The following is a 14,204-nucleotide window of genomic DNA, read 5'->3' as shown; positions in this document are numbered from 1 at the left end:
CAATGAGTTTGCTGGATGGCCGACGCCTTGAGATGATCCAAGGTAGACAGGTTCTTTGGAAATCGCGAGCGCACTCACGTTACCGAAACGCGCGCTCACGCTGACGCCGCTCTTTTTCGCAAAAGCCCCAAAACCTCCTCGCGGACAGCCTCGGTGTGAGCGCCAAGAGCCGGAACCGGGCGCAGCGACGGGTGCTCGGAGTTGAAGATAGCCGCAGGCGCTATCGTCTCGACAATTCCTTCGGGTGTGGCGACCTCGACCCTGCGAAGGTGCGAATGCTTCGAAACATCCGACACTTCGTTCAATCGGCCAAATGCCAAACCGGCCGCCTCGAGCTCCTGCATTGCTTCGTGGCAGGACAGTTCGGAAAACCGCCGTTTAATGATCTCGTCGAGCTGCGCACGATTACCGAGACGCTCCATATTGTCGGCAAAACCGGGCGCGCGTGTAAGCTCCGGCTGCTTCAGGAATTTCTCGCAGAAACTTACCCATTCCCGGTCATTCTGAACCGAAAAGATGACGTCCGTACCGTCGGCGCTACTATAGGCGCCATACGGCGCCAGGGACGGGTGTTTCACGCCGGCGCGTACGGTATGGTAGCCGCCATAGTCGTTTTGCAGAACTGGCACGTTCATCCAGTCAGCGACCGCATCGAACAGTGACACCTGGATGCTGGTGCCTTCACCGGTGACCTCACGGTGATACAGCGCCTGAAGAATGGCGCTATGTGCTGTCATGCCCGCCGAAATGTCGCAAACCGAGACCCCTACACGCGCGGGCCCTTGTTGGTTGCCAGTGATCGCGCATAGACCTGTTTCGGCCTGGACGATGAGATCATAGGCCTTCAAATGGGAATACGGCCCTGTGTTCCCGAATCCAGAGATCTCGCAGGTGATCAGCCGCGGAAAACGTCGACGGAGATCCGCAGACGCGAAACCCAGTTTTTCAATGCTGCCCGGTTTCAGATTCTGGATATAGACGTCTGCACTGGCAATGAGCGTGTCGAGAACCTCGCGGTCCGCCTCCAACCTCAGGTCTAGACAGACCGACTCCTTGCCCCGGTTGAGCCAGACGAAGTAGGCGCTCTGCCCCCGAACCAACTTGTCGTAGCTTCGGGCAAAGTCCCCTTCCGGCCGTTCAATCTTGATCACTCGGGCGCCGGCATCCGCAAGGCGAGATGACGCATAAGGCGCGGCCACAGCCTGCTCCACGGCAACGACGGTGATCCCCTCAAGGCTATTCTGCATTGCCGACATACCGCGCTAATCATCCAACAATTTCGTTTCGAGTCCGACGACGGTTCAGCATCGCCAGCAACCGATTTTGTTCGTTCCCAACTATTGAGAATGCCTCGTCGACACCCATTCCGGGCTTTGCGAGCATCATGTCGGCCTGAGTTGCCACCGATATGTGGACAGAAGCTTGGGCGGAGAGATCTGTCTCGGTACAGCTTCCCCCGACATAAGCTCCGACCTTGTTTTCCTTGCAGATGAGAACTGCGCGCGCCGTATCGGCAATTGAGCCGACATCGGGCGTCTTGATTTGGACCAGATGTGCAGCCTTGGCTTCGGCAAAGAGCCGAATATCCTCAAGCGTATTACATCTCTCATCCACGACAAGGCGCGCGCTGGAACCCCGGTTGTCCAAAATCGATACGATCTTGGCGTAGTTCTCAATTTGAGCTTGGGTCGAACCAAAATCCGCCGGAGACTCGATGTTGAGCCTGAAATCCGGGACGGTATCTACAACCTTACAGATAAAGTCGGCGATGCATTGCGGCTCCAAGCCGATTTCCTGGCCGATCCAGCCATAAACATCGAAATGCAGCACGGGATTATACCCGGGGCGGCCGATCTCGCGCGTACGCCTCGCAACCCACCTCACGAACTCCATGAAGGTCTGACCGCCAGCTCCGAATTTCGCCCGTGAGTTGATCAAGCCGTGAGGAAGCACATCGACCGCCTTCAAAATCATCTTGTCTACGTTGATTTCGCGGGCGTCGCCGCTCTGGCAGTAAATTGGAATTCTGCGCGTGGGCAGCGGCAGGCCAAACTCCGCGCATACGATCTCCGCCATCGTCTTTCGGTGGAGATAAGCTGCGGCACGAAGGAGAGCCTGGCTGACGCCATACTCAACAGCCAAAGGTAGCCGCTTATGCGTTAATGGCTGGAGGACCTTCGCGCAGGCATCAAGATAGCGAAATGCATTAACATCAAGAAGCCGTGTCGATATCTGAGACGTCAGATCCGAGACTTGATCGACATCGAACAACGGATCGCGTCCGCCAGCACCAGAGTACTGGACGCTCATCATGTCGCCCCAGACAACAGTGTCGTCGGTAAGGACCAATCCGACACTAAGCGAAGACGCTGGAACACGAATGGCTTTGAAGCCGATCGTGACAGGTTGGCCCACATAGATGAAACCGTCGTGCGGGACGCCGGCCCTGATCGCATCTTGGTCGTCATAGAAAAATGCACCATTGCCAGGCGCAAGGAGGACGTCTTTGATCTGCACTTGCTTTGCTCGATTCCTGTCGGGCTGTATCGACGAACGGATGCAGTACGATCCGCTGCTCGCAAAGTATGCGCCTTATGGCATACAGATCGCCAATATAATCTCCCGGGTGGCGCTATCGCGTTTCCAGATGGACGGCGGCTGCCCGACTCGGACTGGCGCCCGGAAGCCCTGTGCAAAAAACCGGGCTTCCTGCCCGAACCATTTATTGGGAACGGCGTGCGCGGATTTTATGATGCCCTGCAACAGTGATCCACGCACGAGATCCTGATACATCATACGACTGGGAATCCTCAACGGGCGCTAGCAGATGTTGGACAACCCGATTCTAAAGGATCTCTCAGCAAGAGGTGTAGGTCCACCCTGTGTAAGTTTGCGACATTGCCAATGACGATCTCGCTGCCGCCGTCATAAACTGACGATGAATCCGTCTCGGCGGCCGCCTTGGACAGGATCGTGTACATCGCCGCCTTGTTCTGGAAGGCGATTGCGGCGATCTCGGCCGGCAGCATAAACACCACGTGGGAGTAGGATCGGCAGAAGCTGGTCCTGCCGCGCGGCGAGTCATTCCCGGCAGGACTTTCCTTGGGCCTTGGGGCATGGCGGTTGCGACAGGAATTGTTCGGCGGCCGCACGCGCCGAGCGGCCGGCCGAGTACAATACCTGAACGTCGATGCGGGCGATTTGCATCCCGGCCGGAAACAGCCAGCCCTGCGGTTTCCTTAGTCACCAGTCGACCCGCAGGATGTGCAGAAGCTGCGCCGAGAGCATAACCATGCGGTCCTTGCAGCCCTTGCCGTGCTCGACCCGGATCACGCCACGTCCGCTGTGAATGTCGCCGACCTTCGGTCCTACGTCTCCGAAGCGTGCAGACCCGCGGCATAGGGTGTCGTCAGGGCAGTGCGCGTCTGGAAAGAACGAGTGGGCCTGCTTGATCGCCACAATCACATTGCCACTGTCGCGCGTGCGGACCGGAACGCATTAGGTCCACCCAGTGACAATATCGGTCCCTTCAAGATGCTCACCTTCATCTCTTCTCAGAAGAGTGGCTGGGAATCAGAAGAGTGGCTGGGAATTCCAAACCCCTCATAAAAGGAAATCCACTCGTCAGAAGACAAAGACCAGCCCTTGGTGGTATCCGCCTGCGGAGCCCTGTGCACGTACGTTCTGTGTCGAAAATCCGTCCTGGCCATCAGGAATCCTTTCGGAATCCGAAGTCAACGAGAACCTTGCCGGCCGCTATGCTTAAAGTCAGCAATTTACCAACAAATCGCGTGACATATTGCTTAGCGACTTCGCGCCGTTCTCAGTCACTCGGACAGTCTCACTGAAGACGTAGCCGTCATCCTTCTCAAAAATACCGATGAGAACGTGGAAGGTCATGTTAGGTTCAATCACGGTGTCGTCGTCCACCTGGAAGCTGATTCCGCCGTCGACCCAACCGTGGCCGATGGAGTAGCCGCTTCTGGATTCCTTCCGCACGCCGTATGGTTTAAAGGCGCGCTGGAACGCTTGCGAAACTTCAGAGCACGCAACTCCAGGCCGTATCGTTTCGACCTGCGCGAGAAAGCCGTCCAAAGCGGCTTGATGTAGGTGCCGCGCGCGAGCGGTTGGCTCGCCCAAAAATACCGTCCGGGACAAGGCGCAGGCATAGCGGTGTCGGAAGGCGCCAATCTCGAAGTTAGTCTGACAGCCCATCTTATAGCTCGCGTCAGACCACGAAAGATGCGGCGCATTGGCGGGAGCGCCAACCGGCATAGTTGGAAAGGCGCAAACACCGCCCGGGATTTCCGGAGTGCCCTTGACCAAAGCATTAACTATGGCGGCGCCCACGTCGCATTCGCGTGCGCCAGGAGCGATCTCGAGCCGGCCCACCTGCATGGCCCTGTCCACAATCTTTCCGGCCTGCTCCATGTAGGCAAGCTCAGCTGGTGATTTTACCGTCTTTAGTTTACCAAGCATTCCATCGGCATCGATGAACTTCGATGAATCCAAGCTGTTACCGAGGGCGGCATGGTCCTTCACTCCAAACGTCTTGGCCGTCAGTTCGACCCCGATTCGGCTAGACTTGGTGCGCTCGCGGATTAGATCGCCAATCGGCTCCCATGCCGTTAGCTGGCTCGAACCAATGTATTTCTCGGGATAACTGAGAATGCGTGATTCCGGCAGGTAGGAGGTGGGTGTTGCACACAAAGTGTCCATTTCGCGCAAAATCAGCCACGGGTCTTCATCGTCTTGACACACGAGAGCGAGCTGCGGAACGTACTCCGAGTATCCATCATAGCCGGTGAGGTAGTTCATATTATTCTCGTTCATGACAAGCAGCGCATCCATTCCGCGCGCCGCCATTTGCTTTCGCAGCCGAGCAGTGCGCTCGCGGTATTCCTGCTGACTAAATGCAGGTACGCGTTCCTGTTGCCTAGAGGTGGGCATGAGCAGCTTTCTCCTATCTTGGTAAATGTCAATTGCAATCAAGTGCAGGCCAGCAAGAACAATCTCATCAGTTCATCTAGATTATCCCGCTTACATTATTTGCGTGCGACAACCAGGAGGCGCGAGCTCTCGGATGTAAACGGTTCACCTTCCTCCCCATAAGCTTCCACAGAAACGAATCCCGCGCTTCGCAACATGCGAACATATTCAGAAAACCCATACTGCCTGTAAGAAAGGTGAGTTCGTCTAACGCGTCCATCGCGGACGACAATTCTTTCGAGGTGCTCGCGATCACTTAGCACATCGTTGTTAAATATATCGATTCGTACATCGTCGTTGCGCTGTGCAACGTCACACATAGAATACTTATGACGCAGAGACCCGATTCGATTGGGGTTATCGATTAACAGACGCCCGCCCTTTCGAAGGGACGAAGCGGCTTCACGAAGAACTCTCTCATTATCCGTGTCATCGAAATAGCCAAAGGTCGTGTACCAAAGAAAAACTGCGTCGAATCGATCTCGCCAGGGAAGTGAGCGCATGTCGCCCACAGCATACTCCACATTTACTCCGAGTTCAGCTGCATCCGCTTGGGCCTTTTTTAGCAAGATCGGTGAGATATCAAGCCCGGCTACATGCGCTCCTTTTTCCGCTAATCGGTTGGCAATTCGCCCATAGCCACATCCCAGTTCGAGAACTGCGTTTCCCTTCACGAGAGAAAGGAGATTCCAAATTAACTCCGTTTGATTGTCACTTTTTCTGGGGGGGTTTATTACGTCTCCAAAATATAGATAATCTTCACTGAAGTATAATCTGATTTCCGTCAGCGATGCGTTTCCTTTAAGATTGTCAGCCACGTATTTTTTCCTCTTACCACTGTTATCCAAAGAGCTTTTGTTCCACCATGATTATTCGCATATATTGCACCGCAGTTAAAGAGAATATTTGTGAAGGTTTTCATTGGTATGTCAATTTATTGTGACAGTAAGCTACCAAGGCGTGTTGGAGATTGTATCGTCTGCCGATAAGGGGTCTGTCGAGCCACTCTCCCGCGAGTACACATCACCCGCCACCCCTCCACAACGGCCCGTCTAGGACGGGAAATGGGAAGGCATCAGCTTCCGTCGCATTCGGACCTACCCGTAGGCACAGTCGGGGCAGGCGAGTGTCGGCCTGGTAGACCCTTTCAGTTCGACACCGTGCTCATCGCGACTCGAATTATGTCCCCAATCAGCGACTTGAACTTGTCGAGAGCCGTTGGCACGATGCGCCGCTCGCTCTTATGGGACGCTGAAGCCGAGGGAACTTCCGCTCCGCGCAATGCTACATACCGGGGCTACACCTATTTGGTCGATCTGTTCGAGTTGAAGCTGGAGAACAAGCGTGTGCTCAAACTCATCCAGCATTGCTCAAGGCCGAGTTGATGGAGGACGGCTTGGTCCGTCGGTGGACAGGAAATTTCGCAAGGGCGGTCCGCTCTCGCCCTCCTGCCCGACGACCTCGACAGGGGACTGGTCCGACGTCGGCCTCCGCTCTTGCCGCTACGCGGACGACTGCAACATCTTTGTTCGCAACCGGTGCGTTGGCGAACGGGTTATGGTCTCGGTCGGCCGATTCATGACCTAAGTTGCTGCTGAAGGTCAACAAGAGAAGCGCGCGGGTCGGCGCGGCCGTCGACAGGCGGATGCAGCAAGCCCTGCCGCAATCGAACCGGCGTTCTCCGAGCACAGCTAGGGCTTCCGCCCCGGGCGGTCCGCCAGCAAGAAGTAGCCCAAGCAGTCTAGGTGTTTAGTCTAGGTGTTTAGATGGGGTATTCGGCTTTGCCCCACGTCTTGAACGGGTGTTTGAGGTGCTGCGCTTCGAGCTGATGACAAAACGTGGTCTGCGTGAACAGCCACAAGCATCAGGAAAGGAAGCGCAGCATGAAGCATTATGCCGGACTGGACGTCTCCGTAAAAGAGACGGCCGTTTGCATCGTGGATGAAGGAGGCCGCATTTGCCGAGAGATGAAGGTTGCGAGCCATCCGGACGATCTTGTTGAGGCGTTGAAGAACCCCGCCTGGAATTTGGCCCGGATCGGGCTTGAAGCTGGTCCCTTATCACAATGGTTGTTCAGTGGTCTGGCGGGAGCCGGACTACCTGCAATCTGCATCGAAACCCGTCATGCGAAGGCCTTTCTCAAGGCGCAGGTCAACAAGACCGACCGCAACGATGCGCGCGGCATCGCGCAGATGATGCGGGTTAATTTGTTCCGGCCGGTGCACGTCAAGACGCTGATGAGCCAGGAACGTCGTGTCGGGCGAATTGAGAAACTGACCCCCTGACGAAATGAAGAACTGACCCCCTCGGTTATGAGAGGAGGCATGGATGACGATTGGGATTTCGGCGATTCCTGCATTGTCGAGAACGATGCAGGGAGAGGAGATGCTTCAGCCTGAAGAGGTGGCAGCGATGCTGCGGCTGCATGAGCTTGGCTGGGGAGCGAAGCGGCTGGCGAAGGAATTCGGGTGCGCGCGCAACACGGTGCGTCGGTATCTGCGCGAAGGCGGGACTGTTCCGTTTCGCAAGCCTGTGCGGCGGAGCGCGTTTGACGGGCTAGACGATTTGGCTGCGGGAGCGCTTCTTCCGCCATGGTGGCAACGCCGATGTGGTGCGCCAGGAACTGGAGAGCGAACATGGGATCGTCATAGGGCTTCGGTCGGTGGAGCTTCGGGTGCAGGGTTGGCGTCGGGAGTTGAGGGTGCAGAAGCGCGCAACGGTTCGGTTTGAGACGGCGCCGGGACATCAGATGCAGATCGACTTTGGCGACACGCGGGCGTGGATCGGCGGCGAGCGTGTTCGGGTGCACCTGTTTGTGGCAACGCTGGGTTACTCGCGTCGGCTGCATATCCGTCCCTCGCTTCGGGAGCGCCAGGCGGACTGGTTGGAGGGGATGGAAGGAGCCTTCCTTCGCTTCGGCGGGGTTCCAACGGAAGTGCTGTTCGATAATCCGAAGGCGCTGGTCGAACATCACGATGCGGCGACGCGGGAGGTGCGCTTCAATGTGCGGCTGCACGCCTTTGCCCGCTACTGGGGATTTACGCCACGGGCTTGTGCGCCCTACCGGGCGCGTACGAAGGGAAAGGACGAACGCGGGGTCGGCTACGTCAAGCACAATGCGATTGCCGGCCGCCGGTTCGAGAACTGGGCGGCGTTCGAGGCGCATCTGGACCGGTGGACGCGAGATTGCCGATCAGCGTGTGCATGGCACGACCGGGGTGGCTCCTGCGGAGCGCTTTGCCGAAGAAGCCATGGCGCTTCGCCCTCTGGGCGGACGGGCGCCGTTCGGGCAACTGCGGGATCTCGTGCGCAAGGTCCAGGCAGACTGCGCAATCGACCTGGACACGAACAGTTACTCGGTTCCCTGGCGGCTGATCGGGGAGAGCGTCCAGGTCGTGGTGCTGGGCGGCCGCGTTATCGTGCGTCATGCGGGCGAGGTGGTGGCGGATCATGCGTTGTGCCGCGGACGTCGCCAACCGATTGTCGAGCGCGCGCATCTTGCCGGCGTGGTCGGCGCTGCTGCGCCGGTGCGATCGGCGCCGGTGGATATCGTTGCGCCTTCCGCTCTGTTGCGGCCGCTGGCCGAATATGAGGCACTGGTGGGAGGCAGCTGGTGATGACGACGGTCGATCACGAGATGCTGGTGGCTCAGCTCGACCGGCTGAAGCTGACCGCGATCCGGGACCAGCTCGATACGCTGCTGGACGAAGCGGCGCGTTCGCAAATGACCTTGCGCGAGGCTTTGGCCTTCCTGGTGACCCGCGAGATCGCGCGGCGCGACGAGCGGCGCATCTCTATGGCAGGCAAGATCGCGCAGTTCCCGTTTGTGCGCGAACTCGATGGCTTCGACTTCGACGCGCAGCCGTCGCTGGATCAGCGCCAAATCCGGGAGCTGGCGACCTGCCGCTGGATTGCCCATGGCGACACGGTCCTGTTCCTTGGACCTCCGGGTACGGGCAAAACACATCTGGCGGTGGCTCTCGGGCGCGAGGCGATCCGGCAGAACCATAGCGTCCAGTTCGTCACGGCGGCCACGCTCGTGGCGATGCTGGCCAAGGCCCATGACGACGGTTCACTCGAAAAGCAACTGACGACCCTGTCGCGGCCGAAACTGCTGATCATCGACGAGCTCGGCTATCTCCCGTTCGAAGCCAATGCCGCACATCTGTTCTTCCAGCTGGTGTCGCAGCGTTATGAGCGGGGATCGATCCTGATCACCTCCAACCGCTCGGTGGGCGAATGGGGCAGCGTGTTTGGCGATCCCGTGGTGGCAACGGCGATCCTTGATCGCCTGCTTCATCATTCGACAGTGATAACGATCCGTGGCGACAGCTACCGGCTTCGCGAAAAGCGTCGTTCCGGCCTATTGCAGAAGGCCGGAACGACGCTCGGCACCAACGAAACCGCAAAACAATGAGGGGGTCAAATCTTCAGTTCGCCCAGGGGGTCAAATCCTCACTTCGCTTGACAAACGTCGGGCGCTGTTGACAGCCCGCAAGTTGCTGCAGGAAAAGGCCATCGCAATTGAGAACGACATTCGAGGCCTGTTGCGTAACTTCGGTCTCAAGGTTGGCATTGTCGGCGCTGCCAAATTTGCGGATCGCATCCAGGACCTTTCCGGCGACATCCCGGAGCTACGTGACATCATGGAGGTGTTGCTCGCCGCCCGGCAGAAACTTCGCGAGCAGTTCACGGTATTGCATGAAAGGCTGTTGTCGATCGTGAAGGGTGACACGGTTTGCAGGCGGTTGATGACCGTCCCTGGTGTCGGACCTGTCGTTGCGCTGGCTTTCAAGGCCACAGTCGACATTCCTGCCCGCTTCAAGAATTCGAAGGCCGTAGGGCCGGCTCTTGGGTTAACGCCGCGCTTGCATCAATCAGGCGAGGACAATCGCGTCGGACGTGTTTCCCTGTGCGGTGACGCCATGATGCGAACGCTACTTTATGAAGCCGCGCAAGTCTTGCTGACGGTGGTGAAAAAGTGGTCATGGCTGAAAGCTTGGGCGATGAACGTCGCTAAGCGCCGGGGCCGACAAAGAGCGACCGTTGCCCTTGCTCGCAGATTAGCTGTCATCATGCACAGAATATGGTCCGATGGCAGTGAGTTCCGCTGGGCGCGAGAGGAAGCGACGGCGGTGATATAGCCGGGTCCACCAAACGAAAGGGAGAACATCCGATAACGAGATCCGCCAGGGCGGATGAATGTCCTTCGCGGGACGGAGGATGAAGAGAGGACGTGCCGGGACTCGTTTCCACCGCGGCAACATGGTGAGAACGCTGTTTAGATTGACCCCTTCACTCCAACTGATCCCATGCTGGGAGGGCCAACGCGCCGATCCCGAAGAGAAGCAAGGCCTCGCGAAAGACATCAAATGCCCGTGGTAGAGGAAGCTTGAAAGCGATTGACTTCAACACGCCGAATAGAGAAGTCCCGGCATTTGCTGGAGCGGGTTGAGCGAAAACCGTTCCGGCTGGGAAAGCCACGCCTTGCAGATGAACTCATAGGGTGTGAGGCCTTTGAGGGTCTTGAGCCTGCGGCCGAAATTGTAGGCGGTGACGAAGTCGGCGAGATGGCGACGGAGCTGGTCGTGGCTCTGGTAGTAGAAGCGCTTGACCGTCGCATCCTTGATGGTTCGGTTCATCCTCTCGACCTGGCCATTGGTCCATGGATGTTTGGCCTTGGTCGTGCGGTGCTCGATGTCGTTCGTGGCGCAGGCGTATTCGAAGGCATGTGCCCGGAAGAGTTCGCCGTTTGCGATGGCTTCCCTGATCAGCGGCACGGCCGAACCGCTGGCGCCGGGCGTCGTGAACTGGATGCCGTTGTCGGTGAGTACGGTGTGGATTTTGTAAGGAACCGCCTCGATCAGACGTAGCAGGAACTCCCTCGAGACGGCGGTCGTCGCCTTCTCGTGCAGTTCGACGAAAGCGAACTTCGAGGTTCGGTCGATCGCCACGAACATGTGCAGCTTACCCTGTTCGGTGCGGACCTCTGCGATGTTGTGGAAGTAGCCGATCGGGTAGCTCTTGAACTTCCGCTTCGCCGGCTTGTCGCCCTCGACATCCGGCAATCGGCCGATGCCATGACGCTGCAGGCAGCGGTGCAGAGAGGATCGCGTCAGGTGCGGGATTGTCGGCTGCAACGCATAGAGACAATCGTCCAACGGTAGCAGCGTATAGCGTCGGAAGGCGACGATGACCGCCTCTTCCTCCACGGAAAGCACGGTCGATCTCGGCTCCTTCGGGCCAGTCGGAACGTCCGCGACCGAAGCCCGCTTCTTCCACTTTGCGACCGTCTTCTGGTTGATCCCGTAGCGCTTGGCCAGCGCCCTCAGGCTCGCTTGACTATGTTCTATCGCTCGACGGATCGCCTCTGTCGTCGTGGCGCTCCCGTGAAGAACCTGGCCCACAGCGCATCCTTTGATTCGGACGACAAGGATGCTCCATCAAAGCCTGGGATCAAACATCTAGGGGTGCTCTCCAGTTTTTCGGGACCGCTGTTCTGGCATTTTGGCCTCTCACGATGACGTTGAGAGGGGCCATGCCGAGACGGAAGCAAGCGAGACGAACGAGCGTGTGGGATATCCAAGCGATCTTGCGCCTGACCCATGAGCACGGTCTTTCGGTGCCTAAGGGGCCTAAGGTGTCGGAACGGCTGAAGATCAGCAAGACGACACTATCGACCTATTTGCTGCGGGCGAGGGAGGCCGGGCTGTCATGCTGGCCGCTGCCGCCGGGCCACGACGACGCTACGCTTGAGCGGCTGCTGTTCGGCCTTGCCGGTCGTCGACCGCAAGGCCCGAGCGAACCGGACTTTGCACTGATCGCCAGGGAGTTGAAGCGCAAGGGGTGACGCTGACGCTCCTGTGGCAGGAGTATCGCGCCGCCCATCCCGACGGCTACGGCTACACCTGGTTCTGCGAGCATTTCGCCGCTTTCGAGCCCCGGACGAGCGCGACATTCCGCAACCAGCGTGCGGCGGGCGCGGTGATGCAGACGGACTATGCCGGGCAGACGGTGCCGGTGATCGATCCGGCGACCGGCGCCATTTACCCGGCAGATTTTTGTCGCGGTGCTGGCCGCCTCCAACCTGGCCTTCGCCTTTTGCCAGCTCCAGCCAAAAGCTGCCGGACTGGATCGAGGGCCAGGTGCGAGCGCTCGCCTTCTTCGGCGGTGTCACCAGAGCGATCGTGTGGGACAACCTGAAGGCCGGTGTCGTCAAGGCGCTGTGGTTCGAGCCAACGTCTCGATCGCCGAGCTCAACGCGGCGATCGCGAACTGCTCGAGGATCTGAACAATCGGCCGATGCGCCATGTCGGCCAAAGCCGCCGCGAACTGTTCGAGGAGATCGAGCGGGCTGCCTTGAAGCCGCTGCCGGCGGCACCGTTCGAATACGCCGAGTGGAAGTCGGCGAAGATCCATCCTGACTACCATGTCGAGGTCGACAAGACCTTCTACTCGGTGCCGCACCGGCCGATCGGGCGCACCGTCGAGGTGCGGCTCACTCATCGAGTGGTCGAGATCTTCCACGATCACCAGCGTGTCGCCAGCCATGCGCGTCGCTCGCAGCGTTCCGGCCACGTCACCGTCAATGAACACATGCCCAAGGCGCACCAGCGCTAGGCCAACACCACGCCGGCCAGTCTGATCACAAGCGCGTCCGGCACCGGCTCGCCTCAGCCAGGCTGCGCTTTCCCGAAGCCTGTATCGAGGGGACATCGACTTTGCCGCGCCACGCGGGGCTTGACCGGCGCGGCACCATGGCGCTCGCCCAGGGCGAATGGCTGAAAGCGCATGAGAACCTGATCGTCACCGGCCAGACCGGAACCGGCAAGTCGTGGCTGGCCTGCGCCTTCGGCCGGCAAGCAGCACGGCTCGATCATTCCGTGCTCTATGCGCGCGTGCCTCGCCTGTTCGAGGATTTGGCGCTCGCCCGTCTCGATGAGCCTTGTGGTGCTGTTCGCCGGGTACGTATTGCCGTTACGCTGAATCGCTATGCTTAAAGTCAGCAATTTACCAACAAATCGCGTGACATATTGCTTAGCGACTTCGCGCCGTTCTCAGTCACTCGGACAGTCTCACTGAAGACGTAGCCGTCATCCTTCTCAAAAATACCGATGAGAACGTGGAAGGTCATGTTAGGTTCAATCACGGTGTCGTCGTCCACCTGGAAGCTGATTCCGCCGTCGACCCAACCGTGGCCGATGGAGTAGCCGCTTCTGGATTCCTTCCGCACGCCGTATGGTTTAAAGGCGCGCTGGAACGCTTGCGAAACTTCAGAGCACGCAACTCCAGGCCGTATCGTTTCGACCTGCGCGAGAAAGCCGTCCAAAGCGGCTTGATGTAGGTGCCGCGCGCGAGCGGTTGGCTCGCCCAAAAATACCGTCCGGGACAAGGCGCAGGCATAGCGGTGTCGGAAGGCGCCAATCTCGAAGTTAGTCTGACAGCCCATCTTATAGCTCACGTCAGACCACGAAAGATGCGGCGCATTGGCGGGAGCGCCAACCGGCATAGTTGGAAAGGCGCAAACACCGCCCGGGATTTCCGGAGTGCCCTTGACCAAAGCATTAACTATGGCGGCGCCCACGTCGCATTCGCGTGCGCCAGGAGCGATCTCGAGCCGGCCCACCTGCATGGCCCTGTCCACAATCTTTCCGGCCTGCTCCATGTAGGCAAGCTCAGCTGGTGATTTTACCGTCTTTAGTTTACCAAGCATTCCATCGGCATCGATGAACTTCGATGAATCCAAGCTGTTACCGAGGGCGGCATGGTCCTTCACTCCAAACGTCTTGGCCGTCAGTTCGACCCCGATTCGGCTAGACTTGGTGCGCTCGCGGATTAGATCGCCAATCGGCTCCCATGCCGTTAGCTGGCTCGAACCAATGTATTTCTCGGGATAACTGAGAATGCGTGATTCCGGCAGGTAGGAGGTGGGTGTTGCACACAAAGTGTCCATTTCGCGCAAAATCAGCCACGGGTCTTCATCGTCTTGACACACGAGAGCGAGCTGCGGAACGTACTCCGAGTATCCATCATAGCCGGTGAGGTAGTTCATATTATTCTCGTTCATGACAAGCAGCGCATCCATTCCGCGCGCCGCCATTTGCTTTCGCAGCCGAGCAGTGCGCTCGCGGTATTCCTGCTGACTAAATGCAGGTACGCGTTCCTGTTGCCTAGAGGTGGGCATGAGCAGCTTTCTCCTATCTTGGTAAATGTCG

7 protein-coding genes and 7 pseudogenes are annotated in these 14,204 nt (G+C 58.4%); 6 read left to right on the top strand and 8 right to left on the bottom strand.

Annotated elements, in window-relative coordinates:
- Positions 1-95: 95 nt before the first annotated feature.
- The 6 genes and pseudogenes from EN846_RS27385 to EN846_RS27360 all read right to left on the bottom strand — a co-directional run bounded on the left by EN846_RS27385 (position 96) and on the right by EN846_RS27360 (position 5,807).
- Positions 96-1,247: a CaiB/BaiF CoA-transferase family protein gene (locus tag EN846_RS27385; protein WP_127239345.1), complete on the bottom strand. Its 1,152-nt coding sequence runs from the start codon at positions 1,245-1,247 to the stop codon at positions 96-98.
- A gap of 19 nt (positions 1,248-1,266) precedes the next feature.
- Positions 1,267-2,517: a methylaspartate ammonia-lyase gene (locus EN846_RS27380; protein WP_127239346.1), complete on the bottom strand. Its 1,251-nt coding sequence runs from the start codon at positions 2,515-2,517 to the stop codon at positions 1,267-1,269.
- A gap of 428 nt (positions 2,518-2,945) precedes the next feature.
- A pseudogene (locus EN846_RS35985) lies at positions 2,946-3,140 on the bottom strand (transposase zinc-binding domain-containing protein); the annotation flags it as partial.
- Position 3,141: 1 nt separating this feature from the next.
- Positions 3,142-3,434, bottom strand: a pseudogene (locus EN846_RS27370) (tyrosine-type recombinase/integrase); the annotation flags it as partial.
- Positions 3,435-3,768: 334 nt separating this feature from the next.
- The gene (locus EN846_RS27365) at positions 3,769-4,950 is read right to left on the bottom strand and encodes a Xaa-Pro peptidase family protein (RefSeq protein ID WP_127239353.1); all 1,182 of its coding nucleotides are present in this window, start codon (positions 4,948-4,950) and stop codon (positions 3,769-3,771) included.
- A 95-nt stretch (positions 4,951-5,045) separates the two neighbouring features.
- Positions 5,046-5,807: a class I SAM-dependent methyltransferase gene (locus EN846_RS27360; protein ID WP_189523700.1), complete on the bottom strand. Its 762-nt coding sequence runs from the start codon at positions 5,805-5,807 to the stop codon at positions 5,046-5,048.
- Positions 5,808-6,872: 1,065 nt separating this feature from the next.
- Between EN846_RS27360 and EN846_RS27355 the strand changes: the two are divergent.
- The 4 genes and pseudogenes from EN846_RS27355 to EN846_RS27340 all read left to right on the top strand — a co-directional run.
- A pseudogene (locus EN846_RS27355) lies at positions 6,873-7,244 on the top strand (transposase); the annotation flags it as partial.
- Positions 7,245-7,317: 73 nt separating this feature from the next.
- A pseudogene (gene istA, locus EN846_RS27350) lies at positions 7,318-8,606 on the top strand (IS21 family transposase).
- Positions 8,606-9,406 carry an IS21-like element helper ATPase IstB gene (gene istB, locus EN846_RS27345; protein WP_127211509.1) on the top strand — a complete coding sequence of 267 codons (801 nt, stop codon included), beginning with the start codon at positions 8,606-8,608 and terminating at the stop codon, positions 9,404-9,406. Before istA ends, istB begins: the two are co-directional and overlap by 1 nt.
- 52 nt (positions 9,407-9,458) lie before the next feature.
- Positions 9,459-10,133 (top strand): annotated as a pseudogene (locus tag EN846_RS27340) (IS110 family transposase); the annotation flags it as partial.
- A gap of 264 nt (positions 10,134-10,397) precedes the next feature.
- Here the strand turns inward: EN846_RS27340 and EN846_RS27335 are convergent.
- Positions 10,398-11,396, bottom strand: a complete 999-nt coding sequence (locus EN846_RS27335; RefSeq protein WP_127286429.1) for an IS481 family transposase — start codon at positions 11,394-11,396, stop codon at positions 10,398-10,400.
- A gap of 131 nt (positions 11,397-11,527) precedes the next feature.
- On the opposite strand from EN846_RS27335, the pseudogene EN846_RS27330 reads away from it, so the two are divergent.
- A pseudogene (locus EN846_RS27330) lies at positions 11,528-12,606 on the top strand (IS21 family transposase); the annotation flags it as partial.
- A gap of 32 nt (positions 12,607-12,638) precedes the next feature.
- A pseudogene (locus EN846_RS27325) lies at positions 12,639-12,989 on the top strand (ATP-binding protein); the annotation flags it as partial.
- 2 nt (positions 12,990-12,991) lie between these two features.
- Here the strand turns inward: EN846_RS27325 and EN846_RS27320 are convergent.
- The coding region (locus tag EN846_RS27320; RefSeq protein WP_210236128.1) for a Xaa-Pro peptidase family protein at positions 12,992-14,204 on the bottom strand (1,213 nt) is incomplete at its 5' end.

It is taken from the genome of Mesorhizobium sp. M4B.F.Ca.ET.203.01.1.1 (assembly GCF_004791025.1).
GTDB classification, from domain to species: domain Bacteria; phylum Pseudomonadota; class Alphaproteobacteria; order Rhizobiales; family Rhizobiaceae; genus Mesorhizobium; species Mesorhizobium abyssinicae.
The sequence above is the reverse complement of the archived record's forward strand: the minus strand, read 5'-3'. Positions and strand labels throughout refer to the sequence as shown.

Excerpts from the sequence above, each read along its gene's own strand:
- istB (WP_127211509.1), top strand. The coding sequence starts at position 8,606 with ATGACGACGGTCGATCACGAGATGCTGGTGGCTCAGCTCGACCGGCTG.
- EN846_RS27365 (WP_127239353.1), bottom strand. The coding sequence starts at position 4,950 with ATGCCCACCTCTAGGCAACAGGAACGCGTACCTGCATTTAGTCAGCAG.
- EN846_RS27385 (WP_127239345.1), bottom strand. The coding sequence starts at position 1,247 with ATGCAGAATAGCCTTGAGGGGATCACCGTCGTTGCCGTGGAGCAGGCT.